The sequence below is a fragment of the Heyndrickxia sp. NPDC080065 genome (assembly GCF_050281185.1).
In the GTDB taxonomy this organism is placed as follows: domain Bacteria; phylum Bacillota; class Bacilli; order Bacillales; family Bacillaceae_C; genus Heyndrickxia.
The window spans coordinates 187,278-208,821 of record NZ_JBNNWS010000003.1 but is presented as its reverse complement, the minus strand read 5'-3'; the positions used below and the strand labels follow the sequence as shown (position 1 = coordinate 208,821).

At 35.6% G+C, this 21,544-nt stretch carries 16 protein-coding genes, 2 riboswitches and 1 other annotated feature; of the genes, 8 read left to right on the top strand and 8 right to left on the bottom strand.

Going from position 1 to position 21,544, the window contains the following annotated elements; all coding sequences use genetic code 11:
- Positions 1 to 41: 41 nt before the first annotated feature.
- Together ACQKP0_RS04545 and ACQKP0_RS04540 are read right to left on the bottom strand one after the other, a co-directional pair.
- Entirely contained in the window at positions 42 to 1,346 is a 1,305-nt protein-coding gene (locus ACQKP0_RS04545) for a serine hydrolase domain-containing protein (protein WP_427404627.1), read from the bottom strand.
- A 65-nt stretch (positions 1,347 to 1,411) separates the two neighbouring features.
- Complete coding sequence (locus ACQKP0_RS04540; protein WP_427404626.1) at positions 1,412 to 2,371, bottom strand: threonine ammonia-lyase; 960 nt, start codon at positions 2,369 to 2,371, stop codon at positions 1,412 to 1,414.
- Positions 2,372 to 2,874: 503 nt separating this feature from the next.
- On the opposite strand from ACQKP0_RS04540, the gene ACQKP0_RS04535 reads away from it, so the two are divergent.
- The 7 genes from ACQKP0_RS04535 (at position 2,875) to ACQKP0_RS04505 (ending at position 11,833) form a co-directional block, all read left to right on the top strand.
- On the top strand, positions 2,875 to 3,114 hold the full coding sequence (locus ACQKP0_RS04535) for a hypothetical protein (protein ID WP_427404625.1): 240 nt from the start codon (positions 2,875 to 2,877) through the stop codon (positions 3,112 to 3,114).
- Positions 3,115 to 3,277: 163 nt separating this feature from the next.
- Positions 3,278 to 3,472 (top strand) — a binding site (T-box leader).
- 150 nt (positions 3,473 to 3,622) lie between these two features.
- On the top strand, positions 3,623 to 5,038 hold the full coding sequence (nhaC, locus tag ACQKP0_RS04530; protein ID WP_427404624.1) for a Na+/H+ antiporter NhaC: 1,416 nt from the start codon (positions 3,623 to 3,625) through the stop codon (positions 5,036 to 5,038).
- Between the two features lies 1 nt (position 5,039).
- Positions 5,040 to 5,906: an MBL fold metallo-hydrolase gene (locus ACQKP0_RS04525; RefSeq protein ID WP_427404623.1), complete on the top strand. Its 867-nt coding sequence runs from the start codon at positions 5,040 to 5,042 to the stop codon at positions 5,904 to 5,906.
- Between the two features lie 225 nt (positions 5,907 to 6,131).
- Positions 6,132 to 7,235, top strand: a complete 1,104-nt coding sequence (locus ACQKP0_RS04520; protein WP_427404622.1) for an AbrB family transcriptional regulator — start codon at positions 6,132 to 6,134, stop codon at positions 7,233 to 7,235.
- Between the two features lie 303 nt (positions 7,236 to 7,538).
- Positions 7,539 to 8,510, top strand: coding sequence for a bile acid:sodium symporter family protein (locus tag ACQKP0_RS04515; protein ID WP_427404621.1), 972 nt, complete (start codon positions 7,539 to 7,541; stop codon positions 8,508 to 8,510).
- 558 nt (positions 8,511 to 9,068) lie between these two features.
- Positions 9,069 to 9,512, top strand: a complete 444-nt coding sequence (locus ACQKP0_RS04510; protein WP_427404620.1) for a MarR family winged helix-turn-helix transcriptional regulator — start codon at positions 9,069 to 9,071, stop codon at positions 9,510 to 9,512.
- Positions 9,509 to 11,833: an ATP-binding cassette domain-containing protein gene (locus ACQKP0_RS04505; protein WP_427404619.1), complete on the top strand. Its 2,325-nt coding sequence runs from the start codon at positions 9,509 to 9,511 to the stop codon at positions 11,831 to 11,833. Before ACQKP0_RS04510 ends, ACQKP0_RS04505 begins: the two co-directional genes overlap by 4 nt.
- 101 nt (positions 11,834 to 11,934) lie before the next feature.
- On the opposite strand, the gene ACQKP0_RS04500 is transcribed toward ACQKP0_RS04505, so the two are convergent.
- The 5 genes from ACQKP0_RS04500 to ACQKP0_RS04480 form a co-directional block, all read right to left on the bottom strand.
- Positions 11,935 to 12,657, bottom strand: coding sequence for an ECF transporter S component (locus tag ACQKP0_RS04500; protein WP_427404618.1), 723 nt, complete (start codon positions 12,655 to 12,657; stop codon positions 11,935 to 11,937).
- Positions 12,606 to 14,300 carry an ABC transporter ATP-binding protein gene (locus ACQKP0_RS04495; RefSeq protein WP_427404617.1) on the bottom strand — a complete coding sequence of 565 codons (1,695 nt, stop codon included), beginning with the start codon at positions 14,298 to 14,300 and terminating at the stop codon, positions 12,606 to 12,608. The genes ACQKP0_RS04500 and ACQKP0_RS04495 overlap by 52 nt, the downstream gene beginning before the upstream one ends.
- Positions 14,282 to 15,154, bottom strand: coding sequence for an energy-coupling factor transporter transmembrane component T (locus ACQKP0_RS04490; RefSeq protein WP_427404616.1), 873 nt, complete (start codon positions 15,152 to 15,154; stop codon positions 14,282 to 14,284). The genes ACQKP0_RS04495 and ACQKP0_RS04490 overlap by 19 nt, the downstream gene beginning before the upstream one ends.
- Before the next feature lie 15 nt (positions 15,155 to 15,169).
- Complete coding sequence (locus tag ACQKP0_RS04485) at positions 15,170 to 16,069, bottom strand: DUF4430 domain-containing protein (protein WP_427404615.1); 900 nt, start codon at positions 16,067 to 16,069, stop codon at positions 15,170 to 15,172.
- 78 nt (positions 16,070 to 16,147) lie between these two features.
- Positions 16,148 to 18,610 (bottom strand): Ig-like domain-containing protein, encoded by a 2,463-nt coding sequence (locus tag ACQKP0_RS04480; protein WP_427404614.1) that lies wholly within the window; start codon positions 18,608 to 18,610, stop codon positions 16,148 to 16,150.
- Between the two features lie 215 nt (positions 18,611 to 18,825).
- Positions 18,826 to 18,999: riboswitch (cobalamin riboswitch) on the bottom strand.
- Positions 19,000 to 19,042: 43 nt separating this feature from the next.
- A riboswitch (adenosylcobalamin (AdoCbl) riboswitch) is annotated at positions 19,043 to 19,177 on the bottom strand.
- 224 nt (positions 19,178 to 19,401) lie between these two features.
- On the opposite strand from ACQKP0_RS04480, the gene ACQKP0_RS04475 reads away from it, so the two are divergent.
- Positions 19,402 to 20,253, top strand: coding sequence for a YwqG family protein (locus tag ACQKP0_RS04475; protein ID WP_427404613.1), 852 nt, complete (start codon positions 19,402 to 19,404; stop codon positions 20,251 to 20,253).
- A 92-nt stretch (positions 20,254 to 20,345) separates the two neighbouring features.
- Here ACQKP0_RS04475 and ACQKP0_RS04470 read toward each other — a convergent pair whose 3' ends face one another.
- Positions 20,346 to 21,416, bottom strand: a complete 1,071-nt coding sequence (locus ACQKP0_RS04470) for a hypothetical protein (RefSeq protein WP_427404612.1) — start codon at positions 21,414 to 21,416, stop codon at positions 20,346 to 20,348.
- Between the last annotated feature and the right edge of the window lie 128 nt (positions 21,417 to 21,544).

The following is a 21,544-nucleotide window of genomic DNA, read 5'->3' as shown; positions in this document are numbered from 1 at the left end:
TCTATATGACATATTGAAAAAGGTTAGTAAATCAACCTTTTTCAATGTCCATCCGTTTTTATCAACATCCGCAATCCAAAAAATGCGGCCCACGTCTCGTTTTTTTGATTAAAATAAAAGCGAATTGGTTTTTCATAATCAGTTATAACAAGGGTTGATTTGTCACTTGCTCTTAATGAGAACACTTTATTTTCAATTTTTGCTTTTAACGATCCATTCTCAAATACGATTTGAAGACAAGTACCTTCATTTGACTGATAGGTGCCAACAAAACCTTGCTTTCGTTCTTCAGTTAATTCGAGGGTAGGTTCGACGCTTCGTTTTTCTTCAATCGGCAGGCCTAATGCTGTATTCACAAGCTCTAACCATATATCTTTTGCTGGAACCTCTGAGGTATTTGTTAAAACAGCTACAACAAGTTTTTGTTCTGGTATAAAACCAAAATTGGAAGAAACACCAGGTTGTCCGCCACTATGCTCGACAAGTGTAACACCATGATATTTTGGGGTTATTTCCAATGCATACCCATAGAACGAATTTCGGTTAATTTGAACATACGGCTGCCACATTTTTTCTAGTTGTTTTTTAGAAATAAAAACCTCGCCTTGATTAACATAGAGCCCACCATATTTCAGTAAATCAAGAACATTAGAACGAATGCCTCCTCCTACTTCATAGTTCCCGAGAGTAGGCCAGCATTGTTTTTCATAGCGTTCTTTTTCTGGGTTATATACATAGGGAGTTGATACGTCATCTAGTTTAGATATTTCTTCAATACTCAATGTCGAACGATGCATTTGTAGTGGATATAACAGTTCTTCTGTAATATATCTTCTAAATAAACGTCCTGTCAGTCTCTCAATAATGGCACCTAACAATAAAAAGGTATCATTACAATAGCTTAGGAATTCCCCAGGCTCACCCAGTATATCGTGATTGGTTTCAGCTAAATAGGTCAAGTGTTCATGGAACTGATTCAGTTCTTCACTTCGTTCCATCGGTGCTAGTCCTGTAGTATGAGTCAATAAGTGATGGATTTTGATAGATTCGATCGGATCAATGTTTGGTATATGAAATTCAGGTATGTACTTAATGACCGGATCATGAAGGGACAGTTTTCCTTCTTCCTCTAGCTTCATAATTGCTAATGCTGTAAATGATTTTGTAACAGAGGCAATTCCGAAAATCGTCTTCGGAGTAATCGGTTCCATTGACTCCAAATCTTTTACACCAAATCCTTTATAATAAATAATTTCTCCGTTTTTGCTTACCGCAACAGCGGCTCCAGGGATATGTTCGGTTTCCGTTCGTTGATGGAGTCTTTTTTCGAATAATCTCCAATCCATGATAATCACCTCTTATGTAGAAATATTAATTTTACAAAGGGAAATTCTTGATCACACTTTTTCGCTTAAAAATTTGAATTAACAACGAAGCGATTTATTTCATGTAGATCAACATTTCCACCTGAAATAACCGTTACAATCTTTTTTTCTTTAAAAGGGAGCTTTTCGAATAATGCAGCTGCAATGGTTACTGAACTTGATGGCTCTATTACTTGCTTCATCCGTTCCATAACGAAACTGAAGGCTTGTTTAATCTCATCTTCAGATACTAACACGAGATCATCCACATATTTTTCAAGGATAGGAAAAGTCAGATCTCCAGGTTGTGAGGTCCGTAATCCATCGGCAATCGTATCTGTCCCAGGGATAGAGGTAACCTTGTGATTTTTCAGTGAGAGATAAGTATCGTTTGCTAGTTCTGGTTCCACACCGATAATTGTTACTTTCGGATTCGTTTCTTTGACAGCCGTTAAGATACCTGAAAGAAGGCCGCCACCTCCTACTGGAACGACAAGTGCATCAACATCTGCTATCTGCTCTAGAATTTCTAGTCCAACTGTACCTTGGCCAGCGATAATATAGGGATCATCATAAGGTGGGATAAAAATTCCATTTTCTTGATGTGCAATGTCTTGTGCTCTCGGCAAACGTTCAGCCGAGGTTGTTCCATATTTTATTACCTTGCCATTGTATGCTTGAATGGCATCTATTTTACATTGGCTTGCATCCGTTGGTACAACGATCGTTGCAGGTATCTCTAGCCGATTAGCAATATATGCGACTGCTTGGCCATGATTCCCAGAAGAAGCGGCTGTAACTGATGCTGCCCCTTCTTTGACAACTTGCTTCACTTTATTTGTTGCCCCGCGAATTTTAAAAGAACCCGTTTTTTGTAGATGCTCAGACTTAAGAAAAATATGATTGCCGCATTGCTTAGATAATTGCTCAGAAGACAAAATGGGCGTTACATGAATCAAATCACTAATTTGTTCCCTGGCCTGATAAATATCCTGAACATGGATCATGTCCTCACTCCTGTTCTAAAGAAACTTAATAAAGATGCGCTCTTTATTAGTTCTAGAACACTGGTTGATTTTCCTGTAAGGGACACACGTCTAGTGTCCCACTTTCTTAGATAGTTAGTGTTGGGAGGGATATGTTTTTTAATCTAAACAGATGAACAATATCAAGATTATCTCGAGTTTTTTTAGTACTTTTATAGGGAAATGAACCAAGCATGTTAAAACCGTTGGAATGAAACAGTGGAGAACAGAAAAATGTAAAGGAAGTTTCTCCTTTTTGTTGAATATATTAGTTAGAGATTCTTTGTAAGGATTTGACTACAATTATCGGTTTGTTTTTTTATACCATTGATCATTGGTAAATTTTATTAAATAACGATGGGGAATCTTATCAAATCTTGGATATTGTGTGAGAGGATCCCAATTATTCTTAAGATTTAGGAAGAGAAATTTTTTTCTTTAAAGCTTTTATATCAAGAATTTAACTTTTTAAGGAGAATTTTAAAATGAACAGAGAAATTCCTTCTTGGATTAAATTATTCGTTGCTATTCTTTTTATTGTAGCTACTTTCTTCTTAATTTTAGGGAAAATGGAAATTGTTAGTCTCGCATCTGCGTTAGTAATTTTTATTAGTTACTCCACACGAATTTATTTCAACCCAGGGAGCAAAAATAAATTAATCTATTTAATTATAATAATGTCTATACTGACAATTGTAACATCGATCATAAGATTAATAGCATAAGCCCTAAAAAAATGATTTGATCTAAATTGCCAATACTGGTCTTTTTTCTTTGAAAATTCTGGGACATGAGATTCGACCGATTCGACCCTCAATCCCTAGTTGACAATATAAGACACTTTATATTAATATACTTTCATACACAAAAGCATAAAAGCTAAAAAGCATAAAAGCGTTGAACTGATAAAGTAGCTAATTGTTTAGGAGATATAGAGACTTAGTGGGTGGTGCAAACTAAGCCGGGCATTTAGTAAATTACGATTAGGGAGCTGACGTTAGTCCGGCCATGCCGTTATTAAAAATGAGTGAACAAAAACTATTTTGTTAATCTGGGTGGTACCGCGGAGCTTCCGTCCCTATTTTATGGGGCGGGAGCTTTTTTGTATTCATATTTTTATATGAGCAGCAGGCCATAAGGTTAGAGGTTCCTATTCTTGAGCAATTCATGATTTTATTTATGGTTTAGCAGAGTTTTAAAATATGAGGATTTTATACTGAGGAGTGATAAATTATGAGAAAACAAATATCGATTGGTCTAGCAATTATGCCTATTCTTGCTTTAATGATTGCAGGAGCTTTTTCAATTTTTGTTTGGAAGGCAGGAATGTTTATTCCTTTAATTATAGGGATTATTGTGACAGTACTCATTGGACTAATAAGCGGTATTAAATGGTTGGAGCTGGAGCAGATGATGGTGAAGGGTGTTTCGAAAGCCTTGCCTGCGATTTTTATTTTATTAGTGATTGGAATGATTGTCGGAACGTGGATTGCGAGTGGAGTTATTCCAGCGATCATCTATTATGGATTGTCCTTTATCCATCCTTCATTTTTTGTTCCAGCTGTTGCACTTGTTACAGGGATTGTTGCGGTTACACTCGGAAGCTCTTTTACATCCATTGCTACAATTGGTTTGGCGTTTATGGTCATCGGAGAAGGGATGGGATTTTCTCCAGGTCTGATTGCTGGAGCCGTGATGTCAGGTGCCTTTTTTGGAGATAAATTATCTCCTCTTTCAGATACAACGAATATTGCTCCAGCAATGGTAGATACGGATTTGTTCAGTCATGTTCGACATATGCTTTGGGATACGATTCCTGCTTTTGTGATTTCACTTGGTTTATATAGTCTTTTTAGTATTGGCTCTAATGAACATATTACAGATTCAAAAAATATTGACATGATTTTATCTGGAATAGAAAAGACATTTGTTATTCATCCATTGTTGCTTTTATTGCCTATTTTTACGATTTTTCTAATGATCAAACGTTTACCAGCATTACCAACTTTGTTACTTGTTAGCTTGATAGGAGGTTTTTTAGCAATTATCGTACAAGGAGACTCCATTACATCTATCATCAATACTATGACAAGCGGGTTCCATGCGGAATCTGGAGTTAAAGCCGTTGATTCTTTATTAAATAATGGCGGATTAGTTTCGATGTTAAATACTGTTGGGCTTTTAACAATTGCAACAGCTTTAGGTGGATTACTAGAAGGGACTGGAGTTTTTAAATCGCTCATTCGTCCAATTGTAAATAAACTAAATTCGGCACGTTCGCTCATTCCTACGACAATTTTTTCTACACTGTTAGTTGCATTTGCAAGTGGAGCGCAATTTTTAGCTATTATCTTGCCGGCAAGAACATTTGTGCAGACTTATAAAGATTTAAATATTGATACGAAAAATTTATCAAGATGTGTTGAAGCGGCAGGAACTGTAGGGATTACCCTTGTGCCTTGGGGAGTACCGGCTGTTTTCGCAGCGAATATGCTGGGGGTCAGTGCAGAGCAATTTATACCATATATTTTCTTTGCGATGCTTGTGCCGCTAATTAACATCATTTATGGGATTACTGGATGGACGATTACGAAAAAAGAGTATCCTAAAAAAACGATAGAAGTGTCAGAATCATTAGGAGGAAATTGATATGAGTGAAGTCATTGTTACGGTTATTGGAACAGCTCAAGATGCGGGTGTTCCTCATCCGAATTGTTTTTGTGAAAATTGTAAAAGGGCATTAGAAGATTCAAATTTTCGTAGATTTGCTGCTTCATTAGCTATTATTTTACCAAATTCAAATGAGTGGCACGTAATAGATGCAACACCAGACTTTAGAGAGCAACTAGCCTTTATTCAAATGAAATATGGACTTGAAGGACAATTGATGGAGAGCATTTGGCTAACGCACGCTCATATCGGACATTATCCCGGTTTAATGTTTTTAGGAAGAGAAGCGATTGGGGCTAAAGAAACATCGGTTTATTGTGGTGGTAAAATGAAACAATTATTAGAAACGCATGCACCATGGAAACAACTTGTTGATTTAGAAAATATTAAACTTAAGAAAATTACAAATGAGCATTCGACCGAATTAACATCATTAATTCAAATAACTCCTATTGAAGTCCCGCATCGAAATGAATTTTCTGAAACATTTGGATTTTGGATTGAGGGTCCAGAACGTAAACTGCTGTATATCCCTGATATTGATCGATGGAGCGAATGGGATCGTGATATTTATGATATGGCAAAAAAAGCGGATATTTGCTTATTGGACGGTACATTTTATTCTGTAAAAGAGATTGAGAATATGGGTCGAAACTATAAAGAAATTCCTCATCCGGTGATGACGGAAACGATGGACCGCCTACAAGATTTAGTTGAGGAAACAGACATTTATTTTACACATTTTAATCATAGTAATCCGGTTATTGATTCAGAGAACTCTTACTTCAAACAAGTGGAGGAGAGAGGATTTCGGGTTGCTGTAGAGGGAATGGAAATTTGTTTGTGAAGGGAGAAGGGTCTGGTCCCACATATTCATAGGGGATGTGGATCCGTTTGAAAACAGACTTTTAAATTCCGCTCTCTTATACTAGGTATAAGTAAAAATCTTAATTACTTAAGAAAAAAAATAAAACCCGTCCACACTGGGACAAGGGACCCGACCCTCCGTCCCAGTTGTTATTTTGAAATAAGATAAATAAGGAATAATATTTCGGGTTAAGAAGGTTTTTGTATGAAAAATATTTATGTAGATTGGGAGAATAAATGGATTCGTCTTGTTTGGACGTTGGTGATGTTGGTTATTGGAGGAATGGTGTTTGTACTTATACATATGCCGATTCCATGGCTTCTCGGACCGATGACAGCCGTGTTCATTACATCACGGATAGGAAAGATTAAGCCATACTGGCCTGTGCAATTAAGAAATGTCGGATTAATTATTGTAGGATATACGATTGGATTGTCTTTTACAAAAGAGGCATTGATTCAAATCGTTCATCAGCTGCCATCAATGCTATTGATGACCGTTATTATGATTTCTTTTAGTGCAGTATTCGCCATTCTTATCTCCAAGTTAACGGGTGTAGATTATCCGACGATTTTAACAGGGTGTATCCCTGGCGGATTGTCACAAATGATTACGTTGGGAGAGGAAATAAAGGGAATTGATTTAACGATTGTCACCTTTTTACAGATTACACGTCTAATGATGATTATTTTCTTTGTTCCTTTACTTGTGGCGAGTCCACTTTTTTCAGCTGGAGAAACGTTTGATTTATCTAATGGAGCTGGAAAAATCACTTCTCATTGGGCAGAGCTTTCTCCAACTATCCTAATTTTTGCTGTGATTTGTATTATATTTGCGTTTCTTGGAAAAAAAGCTAAATTACCAACACCTTTTTTACTTGGGCCAATCATAGGGACAGCGATATTAAATATTGGTGGAGTACATGGTCCGAGTTTGCCAACTTCTATTATGGATATTTCACAGCTTTTGATGGGTGGGTATATCGGCCTTTTGTTGAAATCGGATCAACTCAAGAATAAGGCAAAGACTATCTCCTTTTCTATAATAAGTGGATTCGTTCTTATCGTCGGTTCATTAGGACTCACCCTTCTTTTAGTTAAAATGCATCATGTATCACCTGTTACAGGTTTTTTAAGTGCAGCGCCAGGCGGAATGGATCAAATGGGGATCATTGCTCATGAAGTGCATGCGAATCTTTCCATTGTAACAGGATATCAGCTTTTTCGGATCTTTTTTATTTTTTTCATCGTCCCGCCTTTTTTAAAGTGGTTTTTTAAATATTTTGATCGGAAAAGGTTGAAAATTTAGGAGCAGCTCCAGTTTTTTCATGAATTATTTATTTGTAGGAGTTTCAGAATTTGTGTCCATCGCTTGAAGTTAAAAAGGGGTGGGCTATTTATTTTCCTTGGGCTTTGTTGATGGTTATTGTTTTTCTTAATTGTGGGAGTGTAAAAACTTGTCATAAGTAATTCTTATTTCATTTTATAAAATATTAGTCATTTTCTTTATGATTGAATTCCAGTACAGTTATATTAGAAGTTATTTATTTGAAAGATTAGTAGTAACATCTAAATAAAAGGTGCTTACACTGTTAGTTTGGAGATGTTTATTTTGTTGCAGAGTATGAATAAGCAGCTTGAGAAAATAATGCCTTTTATTACACCAGTTGGTGTGATTCTTGGTGTTTTGTTATCAACATATATTAGGGACTTTTCATTTTTAATTCCATGGATTTTTGCCTTTATGACTTTTGCGGGAAGCCTTGGTTCAAATTTTCAATCACTTAAACAAGCGGTCGCACATCCATTTCCTATAATTATTACGATGGTGATCCTTCACATTTTAATGCCATTATGGGCGTGGGGAATAGGGCATGTGGTTTTTAGTGGTGATGAATATACGATTACTGGTCTTGTACTAGGAATGATCATTCCAACAGGGATTACAAGTGTTATTTGGGTTTCTATCTATAAGGGGAATATGGCTCTAACGCTATCACTTATTTTAATTGATACATTATTGTCGCCGTTTATTGTTCCATTTACATTATCATTATTTGTTGGGCAGAAGGTAGAAATGGATGTAGTGAGTATAATGACTGGATTATTTGGAATGGTTGTCGTTCCTTCCATTCTTGGGATGATTCTGAATCAGGTGACAAAAGGAAAGATTAAGGACACATTAGGTATAAAATTGGCTCCTTTCTCTAAAATATGTATCGGAATTGTTGTTATGCTGAACGGGTCTGTCATTGCTCCGCATTTAAAACATATCAATGTAAAACTGATCGAGATTGGAGTAGTTGTTTTTCTCATTGCTTTTACCGGTTACTTGTTTTCCTTTTTGATAGGAAAATGGTTAAAAAGAGACAAAGGTACCATTGTTGCCTTAACCTTCCTCGGAGGTATGAGGAATATTAGTACCGGGGCGGTCCTGGCTGTTACCTATTTTCATCCAAGTGTTGCCACACCTGTTATTATCGGAATGCTATTCCAACAATTGCTGGCGTCACTATTCGGCCACATGCTAGATAAGTATTTTAGTAAGATACAAGGGTGTCAGGCACCATCCGTGGACTTTTGATGTTTTTTTCCTCCTGGTGTGGACAGTTTTGAATTAGAATTTGCGAATATGTTCAAAACTGTCCACATAGAAAAGAAAAAAGAGCTTAATGTCCATGAGCGGTGCCTGACACCAAAACACCAGATATAATTTCGGTTGACTCCACTTCTTTTTCCTGTTAATCACTATATATAAAATAAATGATTTGCAGGAGACTCCACATTGAAACTATTTTTATTCCTTACTATTTGCTACTTCGCCATCAAAAATATATTTTGGCTTCACTTTCTTTAATATTTCAAATTGCTCATTGGTAAAAAAGAATTCATTAATGCAGTTAATTTTCACCAGCTTCATATAGAGTGATTTTATGAGTTACATCCTCTTGTTGTGAAATAAGTAAAAGTGAATATTTTAAGACAGAAGAGGATAAAAAAGAAATAGGGGTCCCATTAGTAAATGCCGGAACGAAAGACCTTCCCCAGAAATAATCTATAAAATGAAAATAGTTTCCAAAAGGAAACTATTTGTGATATAGTAGCTAAATCATGAAAAATGTTAGAGGGGAAGGACTTAATTTTGGAAACTAATAACATTAGCTTAGAAAAGGCGTTAACATTATTACAATGTGAACTAGTTGCAGCGAGAAATAAAATTAATCCAAAAAAAGTTACATGGAATCAATACGATATTTTAGAAACACTCTATCTTTTTGGAGATAAATTTCCGGCAATGTTAAGTACAGAACTTGGACAGTCCCGTTCTACCATTTCCAAAAACCTCAAAATTCTTAAAGATTATTATTATATTCAACAGCAAAAAAATGAAAAGGATGGTCGAGAGGTTATTACACAATTAACTCATTCAGGGAATGAATTTATGGAAGAAATAAAAAGCGGTCATGAGAAAATAGCTGAAATTGCAGCTTCAGTATTAACTCCGGAAGAGCAAATAACTTTTAGTGAACTTTGTTCAAAAGTGAGTAAAGCTTTATATGAAAACAGAAACAAGGTGAAAGAATGAATAACAAGAATGTTATTGTTATTAAAAATGCGGAAGAAAATAATTTGAAACAGGTGTCTTTAGCAATTCAAAAACACAAAATTACCGTTTTTACTGGTGTTTCTGGTTCAGGTAAGTCTTCACTTGTTTTTGATACGATAGCAGCTGAATCTCAACGGTTATTAAACGAGACATACTCCACCTATATTCAACATCAATTATCTCACTATGGGCGTCCAAAAGTGGAAAAGATTGAAAATCTCCCTGTATCAATTGTAATTGATCAAAAAAGAATTGGTGGAAATGCGCGATCCACTGTGGGAACAATTACTGATATTTTCTCGTTTATTCGACTTCTATATTCCAGAATTGGGGAACCTTTTATTGGGTATTCAAATATTTTTTCTTTTAATCATCCAGAAGGAATGTGTCCTCATTGTAAAGGTTTGGGAGAAATTGAAGAAGTGAATATTAATATGCTTATCGATTTCAATAAATCATTGAACGAGGGAGCCATCCAGTTTCCTACATTCTTACCGGGCGGATGGCGATGGTCTCGATATGTGAATTCGGGTTTGTTTGATAATGATAAAAAAATTAAAGATTATACTTTTGATGAGCTTCATCTACTTTTATATGAAAAAGGCAAAACGTTAAAAAATCCTCCTTCAGAATGGCATAAAACAGCAAAATATGAAGGCGTTGTTTCAAGATTCCAACAAACATTTTTATGGAAAGAATCCAAAGAAAAGAAAACATACCAACATGAATTAGAGAAGATCATTCATAAACAGACATGTCCCTCTTGTAATGGAACTAGATTTAATGACAAAGTATTAAGTTGTAAAATTAATGGATTATCAATTGGAGATCTGTGTCATCTTTCTATCGTTGATTGCCTTGAATTTGTAAAAAGTATATCGAATACAATATCTGAAACTGTGGTTTCAGATATTATAAGAAGGTTAGAAACATTAGTAGAAGTTGGATTAGGCTATATTACATTGGATCGTTCAACACCAACACTGTCAGGTGGTGAATCACAACGAATAAAGATGGTTCGTCATTTAGGCAGTAGTTTAAGTGATTTAGTTTATATATTTGATGAACCTAGTGTCGGATTACATCCTGATGATATAAATCGTATAAATAAAATACTTCTTGCTATTCGAGATAAAGGAAATACGGTACTAATAGTAGAACATGACCCAGATGTGATAAAAATAGCTGACGAGATCATTGATTTAGGGCCACTTGCAGGACACAATGGAGGAAAAATTGTTTTTAAAGGAAGCTATTCTAATCTTTTAAAGAGTGATTCTTTAACTGGTAGATTATTAAGAAAACCTCTTACAATTAAAGAAAATCCAAGAATAGGGAATGAATTTCTATCTATTCACAATGCATCATGTCATAATTTGAAAAATATATCGGTGCAAATACCAAAAAGAGCATTAACTGTTGTAACAGGTGTTGCGGGATCTGGTAAAAGTACTCTTATGATGAAAGAACTTATGAGAGCTTATCCCGATATAATAATGATAAGTCAAAAACGTATACATACTTCTATAAGATCGAATTTAGCTACCTATATGGGTTTTTTTGATGAAATACGAGGATTTTTCGGAAGATATTTTAATGTTTCACCTGCTCTTTTTAGCTACAATTCAAAAGGAGCTTGTGAAAATTGTAATGGTTTGGGGATAGTAAAAACAGATCTAGCTTTCATGGATGATGTTAAGCAAGTTTGTGAAGTATGCCAAGGAAAACGATATAAATATGAAGTATTAAATTATATTATGAAAAATAAAAACATCTATGATGTATTATTATTAACTGTTGATGAGGCATTTTCCTATTTTGAAGATAGTAAAGATATTGCCGAGAAATTATCCGTTCTTCAAAAGGTTGGACTAGGTTATATCCGAATTGGACAGTCTTTAGATACTTTTTCCGGTGGGGAAGTACAAAGATTAAAGTTAGCTGCCAAATTATCTATCAGAGATAATAAGGGCATTTTTGTATTTGATGAACCAAGCACTGGTCTTCATGAATCGGATATTCAACAATTATTGACTCTATTGAATCAACTTATAAAAGAGGGAAATACCATTATTCTAATTGAACATAATATCTCTCTTATTTCTCAAGCGGATTGGATCATTGATTTAGGACCTGGAGCAGGGGATAATGGTGGGTATTTGATCTATGATGGTACAGTTAAAGGACTTCTACAATGTGAAAAATCTGTAACAGCTAAATATCTTGGGTGTCTATCTTCGGTGTCAGGCACCATCCGTGGACTTTTGATGCTTTTTTCCTCCTGGTATGGACAGTTTTGAATTAGAATTTGCGAATATGTTCAAAACTGTCCACATAGAAAGGAAAAAAGAGCTGAATGTCCACGAGCGGTGCCTGACACCATAGAAAGATACCACAACCTCTACATCAAACCATACTTAATCTTAATTCTCATTAATTTCTCTTCGATCGGTTTTGTTAGTAGCAATAGGAAGATTACGTTGGAAACGGCATAGGTAATGGTAAAAGGGATGGCGGATGCGATGGCGATGGTGTATCGTTTCCAGTTGAATAGACCGTCAATGGATACGACGAACCAAATGTCCATGCAAAAAGAGAATAATATCCCTGAAAAGATTCCGTAAAGAACTAGAACGATCTTACTCCGTGATATTCCTGCTTTTCCTAATAGACCCGCGATAAATCCTAATAGTCCCCAAGTGAACATTTGAAAGGGAGTCCATGGTCCTTGCCCAAAAAAGATATTGGATACAATTGCTGACATGGCACCTGTTAAAAAGCCTGCTTCAGGTCCAAAGGAGAAACCAGTAATCGCTGTGATCGCAGTGACCGGTTTGAATCCCGGGATCATAGCAAAGGCGAAACGTCCTGCAACAGATATGCCTGTCATCACTGAAATACACATCATTTCACGAGGCTGCGGTTTTCTTTTTTCAAATGCAAGAAAAAAGGGGATACAGGACAAAAAGGCAATCAGGATAGAAATAATATTATATTTCCGATCATTAAATAATACGACTCCTACACAAATGGTCAACGGAATCACGATGAAAAAAATGAGCAATGAAATGATTAGCCTTTTGTTAAAATGGGTTGTTTGTTTATCTGCTGATTTCGTTTGCATAATTTGATCACATCCTCACAAGTAACCGCGTTTTCAAATAGGTGTCTTGACATGCGATGGGCTGCTGTTGTGTAAAAGCTATTTCCGCTGTAAAATTTATGTGTTTCATCCTCCGACACAATGCTTCCATCAAAAAACATCGCACATCGATCAGAATATTGCGCGGAAAATTCAATATCATGTGTGACCATCACAATCGCTACACCTTTTTTCTTAAGGTCCAATAATATATTGGCAAATATTTGTTTGGAATAGGCATCGATTCCTTTTGTCGGTTCATCTAGTAAAATGATTTTTGGATTCAATAATAGCACTTTTGCTAACGCGACTTTTTGTTGTTCACCACCGCTTAAATCGTAAGGATGGCTGGATAAAAGGTGTTCAATTTTTAAGCTGTGAATAATTTCCTCGATTAGTTCGTCCGCTTCCACTTTGGAACAGTCTAAAGCTTTTACCATATTTTGAAGTTCCATGTCGACCTTCTTCTCAACAAAAAGTGTTTGTGGATTTTGTGGTAAAACGGTTAAATGGTTTCTATATAAATCTCCGTTTCTATATTTGTCTATCTTTTTCCCAAACAATAATATTTTGCCTCTATGCGGCTTCAATAGCCCCGCCATCACATTAAGAGCCGTTGTTTTCCCCGTTCCATTTCCACCTACGATGCTAACCATTTCTCCTTCGCGGATTTGAAATGAAAATCCTCGTAATACATCAGGCAATTCCTTTTCATATCGAAACCAAGCATCGCGTATATCCAAAAGAATACGATTTTGAGTGGTTGCTTCTCCAATTAATTGTAAAGTTGCTGCCCTATGTTGAAAGTGCTTGGATAAAAAAATTCTTCCATCTTTCACTGTTAAAGGAGCTTTGTCTTCAATATGTAATTCATGAAACACTCGAATAGGTGTTGGTAAACCAATTTGTTTAATATTCAACTGTTTCAATTGCTGTGCCACCTCTTGAGGGGAGTCGTTACAGATTATTTTGCCATTCTCCATAACGACCACTCGGTCTGCAACAGCAAACACTTCTTCTAGACGATGCTCCACTAATAGAATCGTCATTCCTAAATCTCTATTTAATTTTTTCAGAGTTTCTAAAAACTCTTTAGCCGCAATAGGATCAAGCTGAGAAGTTGGTTCATCTAATAATAAAATCGATGGCTGCATCGCCATAATAGAAGCAAGATTCAACAGCTGCTTTTGTCCACCTGATAATTCGCTCGTATTCTTTCGAAACCATTCTTGGATTCCAAAAAAATGAGCCATTTCGGCTACCCGTCGTCTAATCTCCATCGTACTAAAGCCTAAACTTTCTAAACCAAAAGCCAACTCATGCCACACTTTATCTGTCACAATTTGATTTTCAGGATTTTGCATCACAAATCCAATTTCAGATGCAGATCGGTGAGAGTCTAAGTGTTCTAGAAGGGCACCTTTATAATAAATATCTCCAGATGTTTCACCATGTGGTGTAAGTTCTTTTTTTAGCTGTCTTAAAAAAGTGCTTTTTCCGCAGCCAGAACTTCCGCAAAACACGACAAATTCCCCTTCTTCAATGGAAAGGGAAATGTCGTCTAACGCTTTTTGACTTTGTAAAGGATATTGAAAGGTTAGGTTTTTTACTTCAATGAGCGCCATTTTAATAACTCCCTTGTTTCAATGATGATAGGTATTGCTAGTAATAACGCATATGAGCTGTAAAGCAGTATACTCACACTAGATACAGACAATTCACTAAAGGTTGGATAAAAATAATAGGTTGTGTAGCCGAATATACTGCCGATGAGATTAGCTGCTGCTAAACTGATTATTAATGCTAAGACAATCCCATCTCTTTTCGTAAAAATAAATAGCGAAAAGGTCGAACGATTTTTCAATCCATACCCGCGTGCTTTCATGGAATCTGCTGTTTCAATTGAATTTTCAAGCGCCCATGTAATTAATATTGATAGGATTTGAAGGCAAGCCTTAATCCTTTGTAGGATATTACCTGATGTATAGTCCATTCCAATTGTTTTTTGAGAATTTGCGATAATCCTTATTTGCTTTTTAAATCGCGGAACGAGCCTTAATGTTAATGAAATAATTAACGAGATGGCAGGTGAGATTTTTCCAAAAAGATATAAAAATTTATCCGATGTCATGACTGCATTATAGGATCCAAACCATAAAACAACCGAAAGCAGCATCGCAGCCATTGCGATACCGTACAAAATAGCTTCTAATGTAATGGGATTATAGTTTACATAGAATAATACTTTCATCCCGTCATGACTAAAAAACGGATTACATAAGGAAACGATGATAAATAAAGGAATATAGAATAGTAAACTATTTAAAAAGGAACGTTTATTTAGAATGATATTCAAGATCATTGAAACCACTAGTGAAATAAGCAGATAAATGGGATGCATGTAAAAAATAGAGAGCCCAATGACAGAAAAGAAATAGGTAAAAAGAACAATAGGATGATAGGTTTCAAACGCTCTCATCGATTCAACACACATCTATTCATCCCATGTCACTCCTAAATCACGCCCTAAATCACATGTATAATTCCATTCAATTTTGTCGCCATCTTTTAAGTAATATTTACTTGCACCATAATTCGGATACCAGCCGTTTACAGAATACATCCAGCCGCTTAATTCTCCGACACTAAATTCATAAACATGATTAATTCCTTCTATATATACACTGCCATATTTATTCTCATTTGCTCCTTGATACTCCATATGAATACGATGATCGCGTGTTGCACGGACAAGGATGTCAAATACATTTTCATTGTCCCTTAATTCATATTTTGTTGTATCTAAGATGATCCCGTTTTTAGGAACGAATTGTTCACTTCGTAATGATTTATCAAGTTTATCGTAATTATCCAATATCGTATCGACACGGATGGAGATAGTGACGTATTTTTTCTTTGGCTTGTTTTCGTTTGCTGGTTTTTCATTATTTGTTGGCTTCGTCGCTGCTTGATCACCTTTTTTAGAAGGTGATAAGTCATTTCCTTTATTGACGGGCGTGGTCGTGTTTTCTTTTTGCTTTTTACTAGTGTCCTGTTTTTTTGTTTCCTTTTTGTCTTTATTATTTGAGGAAGCTACCTTCTTTGATTTGTTTGGATTTGTTTGTTCTTTTTTCGTATTCTCTTTCTTTACTGGATCTTGCTTTTTCTTGTCCTGTGTTTTTGTTTTATCTTCCGCGTTATTCTTTTCAGTGTTTTTTTCTTCCTTTGAAGCAGTTATTTCCTTCTGCTTGTCTTGCTGATTCGTTTCAGTAGTGGACGTTTGAGCTGCCTTTTCTTCATTTTGGTATTCGTCAACCGTTTGAATTTTACATGCGGTCAACACCATAAAGGTAAGGATAGTTATGAATCCAAGCTTAATCCACTTCTTGACCATTGTCTTCACCTCTTTAATACGAGAATGGTCAGAGTATGCTTCTTTTCTCGGGAGGATGCATACTCTGATTTTCAAAAATTATTTTTTAGAAACCTTTATATATGTGCTTTTGCTCTTATTTCCAGCTTTGTCTTTTGCAAATACTGATAGTTTTATACCTGCTTTTTGCTTTTTGATCGTCACTTTATAGATACCTTTGCTACTAGCTTTAGTTGATCCAAGCTTTGTTTTTCCTTTATATACAAAAACAGTAGTATTGGCTTCTGTTTTTCCAGTAACATCTTTCGAAGCAATCGTTACTTTCTTTACAGTTGGTTTTGCTGGTGGTGTTTTATCTAAAACAGTAAACGTTTTTGATGTGCTGTTTCCTGCCTTATCAGAAGCGACTACTTTAATTTTTACACCTGCTTTTTGCTTGCTGATAGTGAGAGAGTAGTTTCCTTTTGAATCGGCAGTTTTGGTTTGTTTCAGCTTTCCGTTGATATACAATTTAACAGTTGCTTTAGCTTCTGTTTTTCCAGTTACTTTAGTACTTTTATCACTTACTTGACTGACGGTTAAGCTTGGCGGTGTTTTGTCCACAACTGTTATCGTTTTTGAAGTGGTGTTACCAACTTTATCAGATGCAATAATTTTGATTTTGACTCCAGGCTTTTGTTTGATGATATTGAAAGAGTAGTTTCCTTTTGAATCGGCTATTTTTATTTGTTGAAGTATTTCATTAATATACAATTTTACATTTGCTTCTGCTTCTGTTTTACCAGTTATTTTTGTACTCTTATCACTTACTTGATTAATAGTTAGGCTTGGAGGGGTTTTATCCTCAACGATGATGGTTTTTACTTCGCTGTTACCTGCCTGATCAGTGGCAATAACCTTTATTTTCACACCTGCTTTTTGTTTGCTAATTGTGAATGAGAAATTCCCATTTGAATCTGCTGTTTTAGTTTGTGCTAACGTGTCATCAAGATAAAGTTCTACCTTTGCTTCGGCCTCTGTTGTACCAGTTACTTCTGTGCTCTTATCTGTTACTGGCTTCACTGTTATGCTTGGAGGAGTTATATCCTCTACGGTGACAGTCTTAGAATCACTTTTGCCAGATGGACCAATTGCTTTAACCGTAATTTTCACACCAGCTTTTTGTGGGCTAATGGTAAAAGAGTAGTTCCCATTCGTGTCCGCTTTTGTAGATTGAGTTAGTTTGTCTTCGATATAAAGCTCAACTGTTGCCCCTGCTTCTGCTTTCCCAGTCACTTGCGTACTTTTATCATTGACTGGATTAACAACAAGTTCTGTTGGAATTGATGGATCTGGTTTACCTGTATCATTATTGACTTTGACTGTCACTATCGCACTTGGTATTTTGTTTCCACCTTCAGCAAATATGTTAATAATTGTATCTGCATTTTGTGGTGTAATGTTAATGCTGAATGTTCCATCGCTATTAGAAGTAGTACTTCCAATTGCCACATTATTCGTTTTAGCCGTAACAGTAACTCCAGCATCTGTTTTTCCAGTTATTTTCGTACTTGTAGTAGTGACTGGATCAACCGTTAAGGCTATAGTTGGCTTTTTGTCTGTCATATCGTATAGCTTTGTTTGATTATTCACGTACCTAAAATAAGCTGCAATTGCATAGGAAACTTGTTCGGTTGCCATAGAATTAGCTTTATCTTCTGTTAATATATGTTTAAACCCGCCATCCTTTTCACTGTAAAAAGTCATGATATTGGACAAAATGTTCCCATTGGGTTTAATGAAACGTGAATCAGCGCTCGGATCAATCCCGAGGCTTGTCAAGGCAACTAATACTTGTGAAGCGCTCTCTACATTTTCTGTTCCCCAGCTCTTGTAGCCGCCATTATCTAATTGTGTTGAAGACAAAAACACCAGTGCCTTATCTACTGCGTCTTTTACGGCAGCTTGATTGGTATAGGTTGATAATGCTTGAATTGCCATAGCGGTAACATCTGCATCACCGATTTTTGAGCCTAATGCCCATCCACCATCGTTTAGCTGTTGATTAATAATAAAATCAATCATTTTTTGTCTAGAATTATCTGCTGTAGGTGGAATTCGGTATTGATTCGTATCTATTGCAATTAACGCAAAGATGGGTCCATTAATTCCTTGTTTTTTTACATTTTCCAAATCGAATAATTTTTCCACAAGGTTATAACCACCAACATTTGTTGGATCCTTGCCGATGGCATTTAGTGCCAAGATGACACGAGAGTATTCTGTGTACTTTGATTGATGTAAAATACCATTTTTACTTTTAACAAATTTTTCTAAATTTGTATAATAGGTTTCAAAGTAATTTTCAGTACCATTAGCTGCTCCACGTGCTAACGAAAAAATATACCATTCGTTTCCAAATGATGGTATAGGAACACTTTCTACCATAAATTTACTAGCAGTGTTATAGGCATTTAAAAGCTGATTATTGATGTTCAGAGCATTTGTATCTGTTTCCTCCGCTTTCACAAATAATCCAGTGAACGAAAGCTGGGCAAGAAGCATGAAACTTACAAGAATCATTGAAAGATAGAGTCTTGGTTTTAAAGTGAATTTTTGCATGATCTCATTCCTTTATATTTATTTTCGGTACACTTTGTAAAAAAGCACGAGTTCAGTTTACTTTGATTCATAAAAAAATGCCCTTCACTAAGAAGGGCATACATAAACAAATAAAATCAATAAACGACAAAAATGTTTATTTTATGTTTAAGCACCTCCTATATCCACGTAGGATTACTTGTTAATGAGTATAGGCAGGTCTCCTGGCTTGTGGATCATCGACTTTTTGTGCCTTCCCATTTTCACAGTGGCTATAAACAATAGGCTGTTTTCGCATAGAATGTTGCTTTTCAGACATATCCCCATTCTAATTTCATTTTGGGGACGTGCTCTTTTCTCTATCTTATTTGTACTCAATTCAATCGGGACAATAAAATAGAACCGTAAAAATCCAAATACCGATTTTTACTCCATTTAAAAAAAGCAACAAAGTTTACGAAAAGAGCTTAACAAAAAGTCTTCTCACTTACAGTGGCGGGACCGCGTTGGATTTTCACCAAACTTCCCTTTTAAACATCAGAATCAAAATTCTTCAGTCACCTATCTCTTCTTGATTATTAAATTTTTCCAATATTATCATACTTCTAATCTTTTTATTTGTCTATTTATTCTTTAGAATGATATTAAAAAGGACGGTAATTACAAGGCATTTTTTTGTGGTGCTGATTAAAAAATTTTCTGACAAACCTATAAGAAATGATATAGTAAGTACAAATGGAATCATAATTATTTAGGGAAAAGGGGAGAGGGACTTGCAAAATATTGATAAGTTTTTAGAAGAATGTAATCTTGTGGATAAAAAAGAAGAAATTTTAAAAGCGGCAGCTTCATCTATTGGAATAAAAAAAGAAAAGGCGAACGAAGAAGATATTCCGATTGGCAGTTCTAAATTTGGAGGTTTACCAGATTTACCTCCTAACTTTTTATTTCCAAAATACGATAATGGCTATCTATCATTTTTAGCTCAATTGAATTTACAAGAGGCTAAGGCTTTCGATAAGAACAATCTTCTTCCCCAAAAAGGTATATTATTTTTCTTTTATGACATATTAGAACAACCATGGGGAATGGGGGAAGAGGATAAGGGATGTTTCAAGGTTCTCTATTATGATGGAGATGTAAAAGAATTGAAACGCACACCTTACCCTGAAGAAACCGAAGACTACTTCCCATTGCCTTCATTCAAAATAATGTTTAAAGAATTCTTAAGCTTTCCAGAAGAACTTGAAGGAGTAGAATTGAATGAAGAGGAAATGGAAAACTACTATGAGTTCAGAGACTCTGTTATGCAAACAAGCGAGATCATTAATAACGACGAAGAAATGATTGTTCAGCCAATGCACTATATGTTAGGAGAACCTTTCAACGTACAAAATAATGTATTTAAAGAAATTATTTATTACGAAAACGAAGAAAAAATAGACTGGCCTTCAGAAGAACTCAATCAGAAAAGCAACGACCTGATCTTATTGTTTCAAATGGATAGTGACGATGATTTAGATGTAATGTGGGGAGATGTCGGAATACTATACTTTTGTATTGATAAACACGACCTTCAAAACAAAAAATTCGACCAAACAAAGTTTATTCTTCAATGTCATTAGGGACAAAGGACCTGACCCTCTGTCCCAAAATAGGCTGCCAATTTGATTGGCAGCCTAGTAGTTTCATTTTTATTAGTTTCAAGAGGTTTCTGTTATTTTTCAGGAACAAAGTAGATAGCTGAAGGACCGGAAGCACCACCTGGGAGACTAGTTGTGAAAGAATAGTCATTTCCATTGGCTCCAATTTGTTCTGTCGCAAAGTTCCAAGCATTTTGATAGCTAAGAAATCCAGAAGTTTTAAGTTTGCCGTTCCATTGCATGACATAATGACCGAAACCACCTGATGGAGTATCATAGACTGAGATTCGCTGTGGAGTATGCAAACCATTATTTAATTTAATTTTCAAATTATATAAAACACCATAGTTCCCATTGTTAATAACCGGTTTATTTCCATCGACGACACTAATTCCATCTTCATATTCTCCCGGTAGTTTATCACTCCATTGACCGGAAGCGGCTGACGATAGGTTAATATATGCGTTTCCTAATGCTGAATTGTAAGTAATGGTACCTTCACGATCAAAATGTGAAAAGCTTCCTCGAACATGTGAGTCAGGTGCTAAGATGTTTATGGTAAGAGGACTAGATGGTTGTTTTTTATAATTGAGTGTTGTTATTGTGACAGTAGCAGGCGTATGACCGTGTTTCGTAAAGGCAGTGAACTGTGCAATTCCACTCACCGTTTCTAAGTCATCTGCATTTTTTTCTAAAAAGTAGGTTTCACCAGGTTCGAGTGTAGTAAAATAATGTTGCTTTGCGTTGTTTTCAAGAAATTGGATAAGTGCTTCTTCCCCTGCGACATCGGGATAAATATTAACTGAAGCTCCAATTCCATTTGAATACATTTTCACTACCTCATTTGAGGTATTTGTAATCGCAAGGCTTACCGTTCTGTTTTCACCACTTCTATTTTGATGGTGCCAAAAAACGCGGAATTCCCCGGTCGCTGTGTCACGATAAAAGGCACCCTCCTCTGCATATGTTTCCGGCGAATCACTGAGAATTAATTTTCCTCCTGTTTGTTTTAATTCTGGTTTTTCTAGATGGACTGCTGGTTTTAGTGTTTCGATAGGGACAATTTTGTCGCTAGCAAATGACTGTCTGGGTACTAAAATAGCAAAAAGAATCGTACAACAAACTACTACTGTTTTCATTTTCATTGAGTTTATTCTCCTCTCAAATTTTTTATAAGGTTTCACCCTTCGAACATTTTTATATATTCAACGTCTCTTGAATTTCTCCTCCTAAAAGAGATAAAAAAAAGAAATAAATTTTCAAAATAAGTAAT